This is a genomic window from Edaphobacter sp. FHG110511_03, assembly GCF_059115365.1.
In genome coordinates this window covers 619939-636903 of record NZ_JBZYWL010000001.1, presented here as the reverse complement: position 1 = coordinate 636903, position 16965 = coordinate 619939, and the positions used below count along the sequence as shown (strand labels likewise).

The window sequence follows — 16965 nt, the reverse complement described above, 5'->3', positions numbered from 1 at the left end:
ATCAGTGATTCCGTAGAAGTCGAAGATCGCCGCGACGCTGCTGATATAAATCCAGCTGCAGGTCCGCACCGCTGGCATGGAGATACGTAATGTTTTTGTGCTCGATGATTGCGCTGTCCGCCTGCGCATTCGGCAGAGCAATGAACTCGGGATTCACCGGCGGGTGCTTGAGATCGGGCTGCGGAGTCTGTGCCAGGCCCCGCAGCGTTGCGATCAAACCTAGAAGAAGGATTCGCTTCATTGCAGCTCGCGACTAAATCTTTCAGCTGAAGAGGGTTCCACCGTTGATATCGACGTTGGTTCCGTTCACGAAACCTGCGTCCTCGCCGGCAAGAAACGCAACCAGCGTCGCAACCTCTTCCGCGTTGCCTTCGCGCCCGAGCGGAGTCATTCCGGCGACGCGCTGGCGCACTTCGGGTTTGGTGAAGTCGTCATGAAATTTGGTGGCAATCATTCCCGGGCAAACTGCGTTGACACGAATGCGGCGTGGGCCAAGCTCTTTGGCAAGGCCACGGGTCATCGACATCAACGCGCCCTTCGAGCCGCCGTATGCAATCCCTCCCGGGCCTCCGCCATCGCGGCCAGCCTGCGAAGAGACGTTCACGATAGCGGCGCCGTCTTTCATCAACGGGAGCGCAGCCTGCGTGGCCGCAAAGATCGAACGCACATTCAACTGGAAGACGTGATCCCAGAAGGCGTCGTCCATCTCTTCCATCTTCTTTCGCGCCACAAGGCCCCCCACTACATTTACGAGTACGGATACAGGCTTGCCTGCATTCTGAGCGGCGTCGCTCACGAAGCTGCGAATTGCAGCGGTGTCCAGCGCGTCAACCTTGCGAGAGAACGCTTCGCGGCCAGTTGCCTTGATGTCATCAAGAATCCTGGTTGGGTTGGAGCTGTTGTAGCTGAGGGCCACATGCGCTCCGCGTAGCGCAAGCTCGACCGCGATTGCCCCTCCAATATCGCGTCCGCCTCCAAAGACGATTGCCAGTTGATTCTCGAAACCTGCTGCCATGATGCTCTCCTTATTGAGTAGTGGATGTGGTTGGGATGTCGATGCGGCGCAGATCGCCGACGAGCGCAAAGAGAAGAAAGGCTCCGATGGGGGCGAGCAGACCGGCGACGATAAGAACGGCGCTGTAGCCCAGATGGGTTACGATCCACCCGGTGCAGAGATTGAAGAACAGGCTGCTGATACCTGCTGCTGTTCCTCCCAGCCCGGCCACGGTTCCCACCGCCGATTTGGGGAAGAGATCGCTCGGCAGCGTCTGCACATTCGAGATCCACATCTGGAAACCGAAGAGGACGATCGCTATGCAGACAAGCGCCGGATAGGGCCGATGGAATCGCGCCGCGAGAATTCCAAATGGCATCAGGCATGCGGCCACGCCAACGACGATCTTGCGGGCACGATTCACCGACTGTCCACGGGCGATCAACCGCCCTGCGGCCCATCCACCAAAGAGCGCTCCGAGTGCCGCGCACAGGTACGGAGCCCACTGGAAGATTCCGATGTCCTTGAGCGAGAGATGATGGACATCCTTCAGGTAGGTGGGCAGCCAGAGCATATACAGCCACCAGATGGGATCGACGATAAACCGCGCCAGCAAGATGGCCCAGGTCTGCCGATAGGACAGAAGGACCCGCAGGGATGGCGACGGCTCACGCGCAGGCTCGTGTTGGCCGTCGAGGATGTAGGTGCGCTCCTCTTCCGTGATCCAGGGATGACGGTTGACCGGACGATAGAAGATAAGCCACGCGATCAACCAGAAGAAGCCAAACGATCCAACGACGAGAAAGGTCCTGCGCCATCCGATTAATGGATCCAGAAGCGCAGCGACCAGCAGCGGTCCGAGCACGCCACCCATCGATGCGCCGCCGTTGAAGATGGCCATGCCGATGGCGCGCTCGCGCTGCGGAAACCATTCGGCTACAACTTTGGCGGCTCCGGGCCAGTTACCTGCTTCGCCAAGGCCAAGGAAGAACGAGGCTGCGGCAAAACTGCCGAATCCGACGATCGCAGCGTGCGCCATGGCTGCCACGCACCAGACGACGATGGAAACGGTAAATCCCAACCGCGCACCGAAGCGATCGTACAATCTGCCCGAGACGCTTTGGCTGACCGTATAGGCGAAGAGGAGAATCGCTCCGATCCAACCATACTGCTCGCGCGAGATGCTGAGCTCGGGACCGAAGCGGGTAAACAGGAGACCGATGCTGCTACGGTCAATGTAATTAATGCAGGTCGCGACAAAGATGAGGGCAATGATGTACCAGCGCAGACCAGAGATCCGTCTTGCCCGTATAGGCCCGGCAGCTCCCGTTCCCGGAGCGCCAGCATGCGATTTGTTGCTGACTGGAAGCATCCATTCTTTGCGAAAACAGACTTGTCTACCGATCCTCCGGTGGTGTACCGTTTTTCGTGTGATAACGATAACACATTCAGCCAGCGCAAACAGAAATCGATCTCGCCGGATCGTCTCCCCACGAAATATAGTCCTCGCACTTTTGATGGGAGTCTGTTTGCCTGCGTTTGCTCAAAGCGCAGACGAGGCCCTGGGCCCGAAGGACACGGGAGGTAAGCGAACCTATCTGCTTCAGGAGATGAAGACCCTTCGATCTTCCCCGAAGGCGGAGTTGGAGGGCATTCATCCGCGGGTGTATTTCACACAGGCTGAACTGGACGTTCTTCGCGAGAAAGCGCACGGGCCACGCCATGTCTGGTGGCAGCAACGGATCGCCCATCTGCGTGTCTTGCAGGGTGCCCCACCTCCACCGCCCGCAGAGAAGCGGCGCGCCCAGAATGATGTTGCACTCGCGATTGCGGAGGGAGCGTTCGCTTACAAGATGGATCGCGACCCCAAGGTGCTGGCAGCCACAAAGCAATATATGGATGCGGCACTGAGCTATGAGGTGTGGGGGTATAGCTGGAGCAAGCCGAACGTGGATCTTGCTGCGGGTCATCTGCTGTATGCGATGGGGCTGGCCTACGACCTGCTGTATCACGATCTTTCGTCTGCGGACCAGATCCGATATCGCGACGCCATCGCGCATCATGCGGAGCTGATGTACAAGTACTTCGCGCCGCGCCCTGGACGGACCTGGGCGTTCAGCCAGAACCATACCTTTATTCCGGTCACGGGTCTTGCCGTTGCAGCCTATGCTCTTTACGGTGAAGTTCCTGAGGCTGCGAAGTGGGCCGCTCTGTCGCGTGCTATCTATGACCGTGTTCTTGCGACGTACTCGAAGGATGGATACTACTTCGAAGGTTTTGAATATTGGATCTTTGCTACACCATGGATCGTTCACTATCTCGATGCACAGCAACATGTCACAGGCGAAGATCTCTTTGATCAGCCTGGTCTGCGCCAAGCGCACTTGTATGTGGCGAACAGCGTGACTCCGGGCGGGGAGATGATGTTCGACTTCGGGGACGTCTTCGAAGGCCCGATTACACGGTCGAAGCAAGGCGATGATTATGAACGCAGTCATCCCGGCGGACATTTCGAGAGCAACTACAACCTGCTCTACGATCTCGCCGCGCGTTTCCATGATCCAAAGATCCAGGGCGTTGCCGATTGGCTGCGTGACATGGGCCAGACCGGTCAGGAGGAGTGGTGGACTCTGGCTTGGCGTGACGATTCGCTGAAACCCGCACCGATGTCGAGCGTTCCGACCTATCACTGGTTCCGCGATCATGACGTGGCCTACTGGCGCAGCGACTGGTCCGCCACCGCCACCGCGGTCGCGTTTAAATGCGGCCCCGCTGAAGGGCACGACGCAGCATCTCTCAAGGTCAAGTACCCGGATTGGCACTTTGAGCAGGGGCACGCGCACCCTGACGTCAACAGCTTTATCGTGTGGGCAAATGGTGCCTATCTCACAGGGGATTCCGGATACTCCGGTGTACCAAAAACAATCGACCACAGTACGCTGCTCATCGATGACAAAGGTCAGGGCAACGATGGCGTGGGCCACGATGCGTGGGCGAAGTACGACTATGCCCGCCTCAACGCAGTTCATCTCTCGAAGGCAGAATTTACGGCGAAGGGTTTTGTGGTCGAGGGAGAAGGAGCCGCGGCCTACGATTCCTCGTTGGGGCTAACGCGATTCAACCGGCGCATCGAGCTTCGCCCCAGAGCCGGCATCATGATCCATGACACGATTGCGGCGAAGGGCGATCATATCTATACCGAAGCCTTACACGCAGATTCCTCTATCAAGCAGATCGACGCGAAAACCTTCCTGTTGAAGCCAGTCGGCAACGCGCCTGCGTCGCTCACGGCGAGAATACTCGAGCCAAAGGACGGGAAGACCGAGATCGAGCCAAACATGGTGATGGGGCCGGGGATCCCGGGATCGGTAGATAAGGGAAAGTTAGAACAACGTGGAGAGCGTCTCCTGGTGAAGACGGCAAAGCCATCTTCGCAGGCTTCGTTCGACTGGAACCTTAAGTTCTAAAGGACGGAAGAGGCCTGCGAAGCTTGCGCGCCTCAGTCACTCTCTTAAGCCAGCTCATTCCGGAGTAAGGCCGTACTTCTCCATGCGATAGATCAGCGTTCTGCGGCTGATGTCGAGATACTTGGCGGCCTTGGTCTGGTTGCCTTTTGCCTGCTCCAACGCCCGTAGAATCAGCTCGCGCTCAACCGCTTCCAGGCTGACTCCCTCCTCCGGCAGTTCGATCCAGAACGTCGAATTGTCCGGTGGCAGACGGCGGATCTCTTCGGGAAGATCGGCTTCGGTTACCAGGTTGGAGGAGCTGAGAACCAGCATCCGCTCCAGCACATTTTCCAGCTCGCGAACATTTCCCGGCCATCGATGTCGCGTGAGGTACTGTACGACGGTAGACGATAGTTCCACATCGACGATTCCATGCCGCTCCTTTGCCTTGTTGAGCAGATGCTTTACGAGTTCAGGAATGTCTTCCCTGCGCTCACGCAGAGGCGGCAGCAAGAGTGGGACAACGGCCAGCCGATAGTACAGGTCTTCGCGAAAGATTCCGTCTTCGATCATCGCCTGCAAATTGCGGTGTGTCGCCGCCACGACACGCACATCAACTTTTTGCGCCTCGGTCGCGCCGATCTTGGAGATCTCTCCTTGTTGCAGAACACGAAGCAACTTCACCTGCGCATCCAGAGGAAGCTCGCCGACCTCGTCCAGGAAGAGTGTTCCGCCATCGGCGAGCTCGATCTTTCCTGGCTTTGTGGCGTGGGCGCCCGTGAAAGCTCCGCGCATGTACCCGAACAACTCCGCCTCGACCAGGTCCTTCGGAATAGATCCGCAGTTGATGGTTATGAACGGGCCGCCCTTTCTGAGGCTGTTCTGGTGGATCGCGCGAGCCATCAACTCTTTTCCGGTTCCAGTCTCTCCCTGGATCAGCACTGTCGTGTCGCGCTGTGCGACCCGTGATGCCTGATCGAGCACGCGAAGAAGACTCTTCGCGCGGCCCACGATCGCTTCAAAGCCATAACGCTGATCGAGCACTGAGCGAAGATTGCGTACTTCCTCCAGCAGATTTTGTCGCTCCATCGCACGATGCACGACCAGCACAAGCTCTTCGAAGTCCAGCGGCTTGGTGACGTAGTCGTATGCGCCCAGTTTCATCGCTTCGACTGCAGTCTCTACAGTGCCAAATGCGGTGACGATAATCAGGGTTGGCTGAATGTCGTCGTCGGCGATGCGACGCATGAGCTCAAGGCCGCTGGTTGGCATCTTAAGATCGCTGATGACGAGCTGCGGACGCGCCTCGCGGATGAGGTCATACGCTTCGGCGCCGTCGGCTGCGAGCGTAACTTCATAGCCCGCTTCTTCCAGCTGCATCTTCATCACGCTCCGCAGGCTGCTGTCGTCGTCGACGACGAGAATCTGTTTCGAGCTCATAGGACGCTGACCGCCTTCTGCGCGCGTTCGAGCGGCAACTCGAGCCGAAACGTCATCCCTCCGTTACGGTTATTGATGGCGCGAAGCAATCCACCATGCTGCTCGACGATATTTGCCGCCACTGCCAGACCCAGGCCGGTCCCGCTTTCTTTCGTCGTGAAGAAAGGCTCAAACATTCTGTCGAGCTCCTGCGGCGCCATGCCGCAGCCTTCGTCCCGTACTTCCACACAAAGGGTCGCATTCTCTGTGAAAGCCTTCACAATGACGCGGCCTCCCCCTTGGGTTGCCTGGATCGCATTGAGGACAATGTTCAGTAGAACTTGCTTCATCTGTTCAGCATCGCAGTCGACCATAGGCAGTCGCTGCGGTAACTCATCAAGGATCTCTACCTGCTGACGCAGCGCGGCATGGCGTGCAAGCACGGTTACGGACTGCACCAACGCGGAGGGATCGGCGCGTTGATATCGCGGCAGCCGTGGCCGTGCGAAATCGAGGAAGTTTGTCAGCAGCTTATTGAGCCGTTGCGATTCCTTCTCAAGAATCCCAAGGCATTCTTGCTTATTGTCCGCAGATGCATTGCCGCGCTTCAAAATTCCTGCTGCGCCTGAGATGCTGGCAAGCGGATTGCGAATCTCGTGAGCCAGGCTGGCAGCCAGCTGTCCGGCAGCGGAGAGCCGCTCCGTCTTCTTCATCTTTTCGACATTTTCGCGCAACTCGGTGTAGACGTCCTCGAGCTCCTTCTTTGTGGACTCCACCCTCAAGCGTTGCACTCGCTCCCGATCTGCAAGCAGGCCGGCTATGATTCCAGCGCTTCCGAAGATAGCCAGTTCCAACAACTGATCCTGAGCGTCCATGGGCCAGCGCGCCCAGTGCCGCATGATGATCGGCGACTGCATCACGATTCCGAAGAGCAGAGCCTTCACGGCTCCCCGCGCGCCAAATAACATCCCCGCCATCATGAAGGGCAGAAAATTCAAATGATGCAGTACGTTATGCAGAGCGATGGCTCGTGGGGAGGTGAACCATGTTGTCAAGGCCAGCAGTACGATCATCGCCGCGATCGCCGCGGCCTTCAGACGCGGTGCCCGCAGGATCTCCAAGGACCTTGACGCGTGCCCCATCTCTCTATTGTCCCATGCACCCGCCTCGGACTGTCGAAGGAGAGATGGAAGGCGCGTCACCGTCACAGTTGACGAGAACCAGGTATGCATCGGAAAGAACAAAAGCAATTTGGTGTCCATCCTCTCGGCGGTACAGATCTTGAGTAAGCCTTTGAAAATCGAGGCAGACTGACCCATAGGGGACAATCAGCGCCTGCAGACTGTACCAAATGGGACGCTCGTCTCGTGAATCCCGGCAATTTGCCGGTGTTCGCTTTGGCCTTAGGATTGCTTTTCCTCTCCATGTGTCTTTGCGACGGTTTTTGATCGTTCTACTGCTGCTATCCCTTCCCCCTGCAGTCGCGCAACAGCCGGCTCAGCCGAGCGACTCTCTGCCACAGACTCCTGCGCCTTCTCAGGCTCCACCGCCCACGCCCGCCGAACAAGCCTCCGCCGTTCCTCTTACGCTGGATCAAGCTCTGAAGATGGCGAACCAGAGCAGCCCCAGACTGCAAGCAGCCAATGCGCTGCTGGACAGGGCTTCCGCCGCAACTCTGACCGCTCGCGCCTATACGAATCCCCAGGCTGAATTCTTCGCAGGCAAGCAAAGCGCAAGACCGATTGCAACGCCCGGCGTACCCGGTCTGCTGCAGCATTATGCGGGTTCCCAGATATTCGAGATTCCTCGTGAACGTGGCCTGCGACGCCGGGTCGCTGATCTTGGACAGGTGGGTCAGGGCTATCAACGTGATAGCGAACAGCTCTCCGTTACAGCCAATGTAAAGCACGCTTTTTATGAAGCTCTTCGCTGGAAGCACGAGGTTGAACAGGCCCGAGCGAATCTTGCCCTGGTGCAGGATCTCAGGAACCGCGTCGAAGTTGAGGTCAGAGTTGGCGAAAAGGGACGCCTTGAGTTGACCCGCGCCGAAGCCGAACTGGCACGGGCGAACTTTGCTGTACGAAGCGCACAGATCAATCTTGTAAATGCGATCGCATTGCTTCGAGCCTCGATCGCCGCTCCGCCTGACGTGCCTTTCGACCCAAGGGGAGAGCTCGAAACGCCTGTGCGTCTCGGACCCCTGAACGAACTTCGTGCTCTGGTGCTTAGAAACCATCCTGTTATCGCTGAGGCAAATACAGCGATGGAACAGGCCACGGTTGAACTCGACCATCAGCGCGCTCTGCGAGTTCCATCGCCCACCTTTTATGGGGAATGGGAAAAGCAGCCCGATTTGACGTTCTGGCGTATGGGAGTGAACGTGCCTCTCCCTCTTTGGGACCGGCGTCGCGGCCAGATTGCCGACTCGCAGGCTGCGATCCGTCAATCTTCCGCGATTCGCAATCAGCGGCAGCTCGAATTGACTGCAGCACTCGAGAGAGCGTATGAGAGCTACCAACTCGCCGACCAGCAGGTCAATTCACTGCAGGCCGGCTCGCTGCATGAGGCTGAGAGCGCCGTGGATGCAGCCATGGCTGCCTATCGTTTCGGCGAGCGCGGCATCGTCGAAGTGCTCGATGCACAGCGTGTTTTGCAGAGCGTTCGAGGTGACTTTATCGATGCGCAGTTTGCGCGTCAGGCCGCTCTCGTCGATCTTGAAGAACTTGGCGTCGTCGCCTCTGGAGAAAAGCATTGAAGACCGTAACGCGTACGAGCTCCGTCGCCAGCTGCGCGCTGGCATCCATTGTTCTCCTTCTGCTCCTTGCCGGCGGCTGCAAGAAGAAAGCGCCTGCTGCCGAGGTGAAAGCCGAACAGGATCCGAGCGTTATCTCGGTAACCCCGGAACTTGCAAAGCAGCTGAAGATCGGCGAGCCAATGATGCAGGATGTAGCTGGCTCTTTGCAGGTCGCCGCGCGCATCGACACCGACGCCAGCCGAATCGCTCGCATTGGATCGCCGGTGTCCGGCCGCATCATCAAGCTGCTTGTTCTTGAAGGACAGTATGTCCGCCAGGGCTCAGCTCTTGCCACTTTGCACAGCACGGATCTCTCTGACACGCAGTTTTCTTTCGTCAAGGCCTACTCACAGGAAAATCTGGCCGAACAGGCCACTCGCCGCGCGGAGCAGCTCGTGAAAGCCGACGTGATGGGCCGCGCCGAGCTTGAGCGCCGTCGTGCGGAACTGCTTCAAGCGTCCACTGAGAAAGCCGCCTTTCGCACTCAGCTGGGGGGGCTCGGCATGTCCGACGCGGCCATTCGCAAACTCGAGACTACGAGACAGCTCAACGCTGACTATCCCATTCTCTCCACCATCAACGGGACCGTGCTCGAGCGCAAAGTCACCATAGGCCAGATCGTACAGCCAGCCGAGATGGCGTTTATGGTCGCTGACCTTTCCAATGTCTGGGTGATCGCCGATGTCCCCGAAGAAAGTTCCGGCCGCCTGCATAAAGGGATGGAGGTCATCGTAAAGATTCCTGCTCTGCCAGATCAGAATCTTCGGGGAAAACTGTCCTATGTCTCCCCCATCGTTGATCCCGTAACGCGCACGGTGCAGGTGCGCATGGACCTTCCAAACCCCAATGGCATCTATAAGCCCGCCATGCTTGCCGGGCTGACCTTTCTCGATGCCACGGAGCGCAAAGTCACGATTCCTTCAACTGCTATTGTTCGCGAAGAAAACAAGGATTATGTCTTTATCCAGATCGAACCCGCGAAGTTCATGCTTCGTGAGGTATCCATCGGTATGGAGAGCGACGACAACCGCGTGCTCGAAAGCGGAGTGAGCGCAGGGGAAAAGATCGTGCTCGATGGTGCCTTCCATCTCAATAATCAACGCAAGCAGAACGCCATCAAGGGAGGCCAGTAGCAATGCTGCAGTCCATCGTTCACGGTGCGCTGAAGCATCGCCTCATTCTCGTCGTCATCGCGCTCGCCCTGGTGGGCTTCGGGGTCAACGCTGCGCAGCAGCTCTCCGTCGACGCCTTTCCCGACGTCACGAATATCCAGGTCCAGATCGCCACCGAGGCTCCAGGGAAGTCCCCCGAAGAGGTTGAGCGTTTCATCACCATTCCGGTCGAGATCGCGATGACCGGCCTCCCCGGCATGACCGACATGCGTTCGTTGAACAAGCCTGGGCTTTCGCTCATTACGCTGGTCTTTGAAGACGGGCGCAGTCTCTATCTTGAGCGCCAGATGGTCTCCGAGCGGCTCAGCGAACTCCGCGATCGCATGCCCGAGGGCGTTACACCCGTGTTGGGTCCCATCACAAACGCGCTCGGCGAAGTGTATCAGTACACTCTCGAGCGCCCGGACGACAGAAAGCGGCCGCTGACCAAAGACGAGCTGATCGAGCGCCGTACGGTACAGGACTGGGTCGTTCGGCCGCTGCTTCGTTCCATTCCCGGCGTCGCCGAGATCAATTCCACCGGCGGCTATGTCAAGCAGTACGAGACCCTTGTCGATCCGCAAAAGCTTCGCTACTACAACCTCACCATTCAGGACGTCCGCAACGCGCTCGCACACAATAACGCGAACGCCGGCGGAGGAATTCTTCCTCAACATGCCGAACAATATCTAATCCGTGCCCTGGGCCTTATCCGTGATCTCGATGATATCCGCGGCATCGTGCTCAAAGAGTCCGGCGCGACTCCCATCTACATTCGCGATGTGGCAGAGGTCCGTTTTGGCACAGCAGTGCGCTATGGCGCGATGATTAAAAACGGCTACACCGAGTCCGTCGGCGGAGTCGTCCTCATGATGTCCGGGGGCAACGCCAAGGAGATTGTCAGCCGTGTGAAGGCGCGTGTCGCAGAGATCAATTCAAAACATATGATCCCTGGCGGGCTTCAAATCAAGCCTTATTACGATCGTTCGCAGCTTGTAGATGCCGCTATTCGTACCGTTACCGAGGTACTTGGCGAGGGCATTGTCTTTGTCGTCATCGTGCTCGTACTCTTTCTGGGTGACATTCGATCCAGCCTGATCGTCAGCTCAACCCTTCTCGTCACGCCTCTGCTGACCTTCCTGGTGATGAACAAGATTGGCCTTTCTGCAAATCTCATGTCGCTGGGTGGACTTGCTATCGCAATCGGTTTGATGGTCGACGGGTCCGTTGTCGTCGTTGAAAACGTCTTTGCCAAGCTCAGCCACGCTCGTCATCACGGACACGAGATCAAATCCGTCCAGGGCAAGATGCACATCGTGCTCGATGCGGTCGGGGAGGTCGCAACCCCAGTCCTGTTTGGAGTGACGATCATCATCCTGGTCTTTCTTCCATTGATGACGCTCGAAGGCATGGAAGGCAAGATGTTCGCTCCCCTCGCCTACACCATAGCAATCGCCCTCGCCATCTCTCTTCTTCTCTCGCTCACGCTGTCTCCCGTTCTCTGCTCCTACATGCTTCGGGGAGGTTCAGAGGATGACACATGGCTGGTGCGGATCCTGCGGCGACCCTACAATGCTATGCTTCAATGGGCGCTGGCGCACCGCAAAGTCTCGGTCCTCTCTGTCATCGCGTTGTTCATCTTCGCGCTGTGCCTCTTCCCGTTTCTCGGGACCGCATTTATTCCGGAGATGGCGGAAGGCACGCTTTCACCCAACGCAGATCGAGTCCCTAATATCTCGCTCGAAGAATCGCTTCGCATGGAGATGGCCATGCAGAAGACGATGAGCACGGTTCCCGGAGTGGACAATGTCGTCTCCCGTGTCGGCCGCGGCGAATCGCCCGCCGATCCCGCCGGGCCGAACGAAGCCGATGTTCTCGCATCGCTAACCCCCATCGAAGATCGCCCACGAGGGATGACTCAGGAGAAAATCGCCAATCAGATGCGAGAGAAACTGGCATCGATTCCGGGAATCAATCTCGTGATGTCGCAGCCTATCTCCGACCGCGTCGACGAAATGGTCTCCGGCGTTCGCGCCGACGTCGCTGTCATGCTCTACGGAGACGATCTCGATGTGCTGGTTGCAAAGGCACGGGAGATCGCCCGTGTCGCGAATGGCATCCAGGGTACGCAGGACACCCGCGTCGACCGTGTAGGAGGTCAGCAATATCTCAACATCGATATCGACCGGCGTGCGATCGCGCGCTTCGGACTGAACGCAGCCGATGTCAACGACGTTATCGAAACCGCAATCGCCGGAAAGGCAGCCACCGAGATCTACGAGGGCGAGCGCCGCTTTGAAGCTGTAGTTCGTTTGCCGCAGACTCTCCGTGACAGCGTTCCCGATATCCGTGAGTTGCAGATCAGCTCACCCGATGGTCCGCTGATTCCGCTCGACAATCTGGCCAAGGTAAGCGTGAAGGAAGGCCCCGCGCTGATCAATCGCAGCATGGGCAAGCGGCGCATCGTCGTCGGCGTCAATGTGCAGGACCGCGATCTAGGTGGCTTTGTGGCTGAGCTCCAGCAGAAGGTCGATAAGCAGGTTAAGCTTCCGCCCGGTTACTACATCGAATGGGGTGGTCAGTTCCACAACATGGAACGTGCCATGCATCATCTCGAGATCATCATCCCCATCACCATTGCGGCAATCTTCTTCCTGCTCTTCGTGCTCTTTCAATCCGTCCGGTTCGCCGCTCTCATCATTACCGTGCTTCCGCTCGCCTCCATCGGAGGCGTGTTGGGACTCTTCATCTCCGGTGAATATCTCTCCGTTCCTGCATCGGTGGGCTTTATTGCGCTCTGGGGAATTGCGGTCCTCAACGGAGTCGTGCTCGTCTCGTACATCCGCAAGCTCCGCAGTGAAGGCATGTCGCAGGAAAACGCCGTCCTTGAGGGGGCTCGTCTTCGGTTCCGCCCCGTGATGATGACCGCAACCGTCGCAGCTCTCGGCCTGGTTCCATTTCTCTTTGCTGGAGGAGCCGGATCCGAAATTCAACGGCCACTGGCCATCGTCGTCATCGGAGGACTGCTCAGCTCCACGCTGCTCACACTCATCCTCGTTCCCGTCGTCTACGCCACCTTCGAAGGCAAACAGCGGGACGCATAATCGTCCCGTTGCTTTTCAGCCGATGAACCAGGCTGCGGTCGAGGAGGGTAACCCAGGTTTCCGTTGGAGAACTAAAACCTGCCTGCGTAATCGCGATAAGCGGGGAAACCCAGATCCGGAAGACTCGTAGCCTGCATGGCGGCCCGCACAATCGCGCGCGACATTACAGTCGCGGCGATCGCTCCAATCGCGGAGACGTCGGCCTTCAAGTCCGCAGTCCCGGTGGACAGCGCGAAGATCGTGTCACCATCGCCCATCGTGTGGACCGGATTAATGGCGCGCGCATAGCCATCGTGCGCCATCTGCGCAATCTTGGTCATCTGCGTCTTCGTAAAGGGCGCATTGGTCGCGACCACACCAATCGTAGTATTCGCTCCATTTGATATCACTACACGATAGCCCTTCATGACCGCTTCCATGGAGTCGCGATAGCCCTTGCCGTCTTCTGCCCGAGCTCCTGCAACGATCTTCCCTGAGTGCGGATTGATGACATCTCCCACGGCGTTCACCGCAACCAGCGCACCCACCACGATGCCTGTGTCGCCAACCTTCACGCTTGCCGTCCCGAGGCCGGACTTCATAGCGAACTTCGGGCCGAACATCTTTCCGATCGTCGCGCCCGCTCCCGCACCCACATTGCCTTCTGCAACCGGCCCGGTCGTCGCAGCGACGCAGGCCTTGTAGCCTTCCTCGTCGCCGGGCCGGATCTTGAAATCGCCGACTCCCAGGTCCATCAGAATCGCCGCCGGCACGATGGGCACGACGCCTTTGCCGATCTTGTATCCGAGGTTATGCTCTTCAAGCCATCGCACAACGCCGGTCGCCGCGGCGAGGCCGTAGGCGCTTCCACCCGAAAGCAGGATCGCCTGCACCTCCTGCACCGAGTTGGTGGGAGAAAGCAGATCGGTCTCCCTTGTTCCTGGCGCCGACCCACGCACATCCACTCCGGCGGTCGCGCCATTCTCGCAAATTAATACGGTGCATCCCGTTGGCCGTGTTTTCAGAGTGTGATGCCCAACTTTAAGACCTGGAACATCGGTGATCGATCCCCCTTTCGGAAGAGAAAGCGGTTCCTTTGGATTGTCGAATGGAGCGGCGAGTGCGGCTTCCACCGGTAGCGCGGCAGCCAAAGGAAGTCCAAGCAGGTTCCGGGTAAATTCACGACGCTTCATTATCCAACCTCAGAGAGAGATAGCCATCCAGGCCATAGCAAAACTTCTACAACACCGCTCCTTGCATCGAGCCCTTCGAAGTCGGGGCCGAAGGAGCAAAGATGCGAAACCCGATCATCACAAGCGCCGCCGTCGCAATCCCGATGGCTTGTGGAGAAAACACGCCTATGCCCGCTCCGTGCGTCATGCGTATCGTGGTCAGTGTTGCCGCCAGCGCAGCGAAGATACTGCTCAAAGCTGCGGCGGATAGAACACGTTTTGAATACAGTCCCGCGAGCACCGGAACGAACAGTACAACAGCGATCAATGCATAGAAGATTTGGACCGCAACAATGATCGAAGGAAGAACGACTGCAAGCAAAACTCCCAGAATCCCCGCCCCAATCGAAGCCATACGGCTTACCCACAACATCTTCTGTTGCGAGACTCCCGGATTGAGGAACGTCTTGTAGAGATCGACCGCGAGCGAAGTCGACAGCATGAAGAGAATGGCATCCGTCGCACTCAACTCGGCGGAAAAGATCGACGCCAGGGTCCATACCCCAAGCCATTTGGGTAGCAAGGTCTTCATCGCAGCCGGCAGAGCGAGTTCCGGATTCAACAGATGCGGCATCGCTGCAAAGGCACACAGTCCCAGTACTCCCGGAACGAACGCGAAGACCGCCTGCCCCAGTGAGTTCAGACCCACTCCCCATCGCACCGTCTTTACATCGCGTGCGCCGTAAACCTTTTGCACCAGTCCCGGCGAGATCATAAAGGACGGTACGAGAATCGCGATCCACGCCAGCAACTGCTTCGGTCCCGCCCCCGTCATGCTGAATAATGCCGCTGTCTTCGTCGCACTGCCTGTATTCGCAAGCACCATGTCGTGCAGATGCGACCAGCCGCCCAGCGCATGCAGCGCAAACGGTACTGCCAGCAGCAGGCCCGACATCGTCACCGCCAGCTCGAACATGTTCACAAACGACGACGACATCAAGCCGCCCGCTGTGCAATAAACAATCGCGACCACGCCGCCGATCAGGCATCCTTCCCACTTGGGAATCCCTGCGACTGTATTTAATATCCACGAGATCGCAATTAACTGTCCGGCCAGAATCGCCAGTGCGCCAAACCAGAAGAGCACGGCGATGATTGCTTTCACGGCCTTGCTGTAACGAAACTCCAGGTAATCCTGCAGCGTCGCCAGTCCATGCTCCTTCGCAATCCTCCACAGCTTCGGACCCAGAAACTGCGAGAGCAGGAACGTGCCGATACAGGCAGACCCGACCCACCACCACGCCGACATACCCATCCTGTACCCAAGGCCCGTCGCTCCTACAGTCGAGCCTGCGCCGATGTTCGCAGCCAGAAACGTGGCGAACAAACGCGTTGTCCCAAGGCTGCGACCTGCGACCAGATAGTCGGCGGAGTTCTTCACCCTGCGGCTCATCACCACGCCGAGCACCATCAGAAAGATGGAGTAGAGCAGCAATGCGATGAGATAGATGTTCATTTTGCCCGGCCCTTCATTCAACTCCCAACAACTGTATCGCGGTAAGCGCCATCACTTTCGCGGAGGCCACAATATCGTCGATTCGGCAATACTCATCCGGAAGATGCGCTTGAGCAAGCAAACCCGGACCATACGCGACGCACTGGGCAACGTTGGCAATCCTCACCACATGCTTCTGATCATAGGTGCCCGGGCTCGCTGAGAACACCGCTTCCTTTCCAGCCACGTGCTGAATGCATCCTGCCAGAGTCTGCACCAGGTCGCAGTTCTTGTCCGTCTGTACCGGATGCACCACCATCAGATCTTCCAACGTGTACTTGAACTCTGGATTGGCTGACTTGTAGCTCTCCAGCATCTCCGCAATCTCTTCGCGCACCTGCTCAAAGGACTCTTCCGACAAAAATCTCCGGTCGAAGATGGCCCCGGACCGATCCGCCACGCATGGCGTCTGCGTTCCTTCCTCTGTTTGCCCGCCAAAGACCGCGTTTACATTGATGCTCGCATAGCGCGACTTTGGCGGCTCTACAGGAACCGCCGTCTTCCGCGTCGCCAGCTTCGGTTTCAGCTCATGTTTTACGCCATGCAGAAACTCGGTCAGGTGATCGATAGCGCTCACCCCAAGGTGCGGCATGCTTCCATGTGCGATCCGGCCGTGTGTTGTCACCTTGAACCAGTACACTCCGCGATGGCCGAGATAGATATGATTCGTATCCGTCGGCTCAGTGATGATGACGTAGTCGTTCTTGTCTTTGCCCAGCCAACCCTGCCGCGCCAGGTAGGCAACGCCAGCAAATCCGCCACTCTCCTCGTCGACGCTTCCGCTCTGCTCGACGGTGCCGCGTAGCTTCAACCCTGCTCGCCTCACTGCTTCAATCGCAAAGATGGACGCCGCAATTCCAGCTTTCTGATCCGAAACGCCCCGGCCATACATCTTCCCGTCTTCGATTGTTGCGGCAAATGGATCACGCGTCCATCCACTTCCCACCGGAACCACATCGAAGTGCCCGTTGAAGTGCAGAGAAGGCCGAGGCGTCGAGCCCTTCATCCGGCCAAACACATTCACACGCGGATAAGCCGCTGTATGCTCCTTCATCCCTTCGGCCTCGATGTAACTGATCTCATAGCCGAATCGCTTCAGCTGATCTCCGATCAGCTCCGCTCCTTCTCTATACACTTCGCCCGGAGGATTCACGGTGGGGATGCGAACCAGGTCCTGAAGAAACGAGATCATCTCTTCCTGAATCCGGTCCACGTTGGTACAGATTGCATCGTGAATCTTTGTCGATAATTCCGTTGCAGCCATTCCATACCTCGGCGAGAAGTGCTCCGGGCTAAAGCCCGAGGTTGTCGTGTTGAAGGCGGTCCGGGACAGGAAATGCAGGTCCCGGAC

12 protein-coding genes are annotated in these 16965 nt (G+C 57.9%); 4 read left to right on the top strand and 8 right to left on the bottom strand.

Going from position 1 to position 16965, the window contains the following annotated elements:
- Position 1 precedes the first annotated feature (1 nt).
- From AC5S26_RS02480 to AC5S26_RS02470, 3 genes are read right to left on the bottom strand one after another with little or no spacing between them, the layout of a single operon-like run.
- The gene (locus AC5S26_RS02480; RefSeq protein ID WP_494183267.1) at positions 2-241 is read right to left on the bottom strand and encodes a hypothetical protein; all 240 of its coding nucleotides are present in this window, start codon (positions 239-241) and stop codon (positions 2-4) included.
- Positions 242-262: 21 nt separating this feature from the next.
- Complete coding sequence (locus AC5S26_RS02475) at positions 263-1015, bottom strand: SDR family NAD(P)-dependent oxidoreductase (RefSeq protein ID WP_494183266.1); 753 nt, start codon at positions 1013-1015, stop codon at positions 263-265.
- A 10-nt stretch (positions 1016-1025) separates the two neighbouring features.
- Positions 1026-2366: an MFS transporter gene (locus AC5S26_RS02470; RefSeq protein ID WP_494183265.1), complete on the bottom strand. Its 1341-nt coding sequence runs from the start codon at positions 2364-2366 to the stop codon at positions 1026-1028.
- A gap of 157 nt (positions 2367-2523) precedes the next feature.
- Between AC5S26_RS02470 and AC5S26_RS02465 the strand changes: the two genes are divergently transcribed.
- Positions 2524-4461 carry a DUF4962 domain-containing protein gene (locus tag AC5S26_RS02465; protein ID WP_494183264.1) on the top strand — a complete coding sequence of 646 codons (1938 nt, stop codon included), beginning with the start codon at positions 2524-2526 and terminating at the stop codon, positions 4459-4461.
- 54 nt (positions 4462-4515) lie between these two features.
- Here the strand turns inward: AC5S26_RS02465 and AC5S26_RS02460 are convergent, their stop codons facing one another.
- A complete protein-coding gene (locus tag AC5S26_RS02460; RefSeq protein WP_494183263.1) occupies positions 4516-5880 on the bottom strand; it encodes a sigma-54-dependent transcriptional regulator in 1365 nt (454 codons plus the stop codon).
- Entirely contained in the window at positions 5877-7121 is a 1245-nt protein-coding gene (locus tag AC5S26_RS02455) for a sensor histidine kinase (protein ID WP_494183262.1), read from the bottom strand. Before AC5S26_RS02455 ends, AC5S26_RS02460 begins: the two co-directional genes overlap by 4 nt.
- An 89-nt stretch (positions 7122-7210) precedes the next feature.
- Between AC5S26_RS02455 and AC5S26_RS02450 the strand changes: the two genes are divergently transcribed.
- From AC5S26_RS02450 to AC5S26_RS02440, 3 genes are read left to right on the top strand one after another with little or no spacing between them, the layout of a single operon-like run.
- Positions 7211-8614 (top strand): TolC family protein, encoded by a 1404-nt coding sequence (locus AC5S26_RS02450; protein ID WP_494183261.1) that lies wholly within the window; start codon positions 7211-7213, stop codon positions 8612-8614.
- On the top strand, positions 8611-9786 hold the full coding sequence (locus AC5S26_RS02445; protein WP_494183260.1) for an efflux RND transporter periplasmic adaptor subunit: 1176 nt from the start codon (positions 8611-8613) through the stop codon (positions 9784-9786). The genes AC5S26_RS02450 and AC5S26_RS02445 overlap by 4 nt, the downstream gene beginning before the upstream one ends.
- A gap of 2 nt (positions 9787-9788) precedes the next feature.
- Positions 9789-12908, top strand: a complete 3120-nt coding sequence (locus AC5S26_RS02440; RefSeq protein WP_494183259.1) for an efflux RND transporter permease subunit — start codon at positions 9789-9791, stop codon at positions 12906-12908.
- A gap of 71 nt (positions 12909-12979) precedes the next feature.
- Here the strand turns inward: AC5S26_RS02440 and AC5S26_RS02435 are convergent, their stop codons facing one another.
- The 3 genes from AC5S26_RS02435 to AC5S26_RS02425 are packed head-to-tail and all read right to left on the bottom strand — an operon-like array spanning position 12980 to position 16878.
- The gene (locus AC5S26_RS02435; protein WP_494183258.1) at positions 12980-14080 is read right to left on the bottom strand and encodes a P1 family peptidase; all 1101 of its coding nucleotides are present in this window, start codon (positions 14078-14080) and stop codon (positions 12980-12982) included.
- Positions 14081-14126: 46 nt separating this feature from the next.
- Positions 14127-15575, bottom strand: a complete 1449-nt coding sequence (locus AC5S26_RS02430) for a sodium:solute symporter family protein (RefSeq protein WP_494183257.1) — start codon at positions 15573-15575, stop codon at positions 14127-14129.
- Positions 15576-15588: 13 nt separating this feature from the next.
- The gene (locus tag AC5S26_RS02425) at positions 15589-16878 is read right to left on the bottom strand and encodes an acetylornithine deacetylase/succinyl-diaminopimelate desuccinylase family protein (RefSeq protein WP_494183256.1); all 1290 of its coding nucleotides are present in this window, start codon (positions 16876-16878) and stop codon (positions 15589-15591) included.
- Positions 16879-16965: the final 87 nt, after the last annotated feature.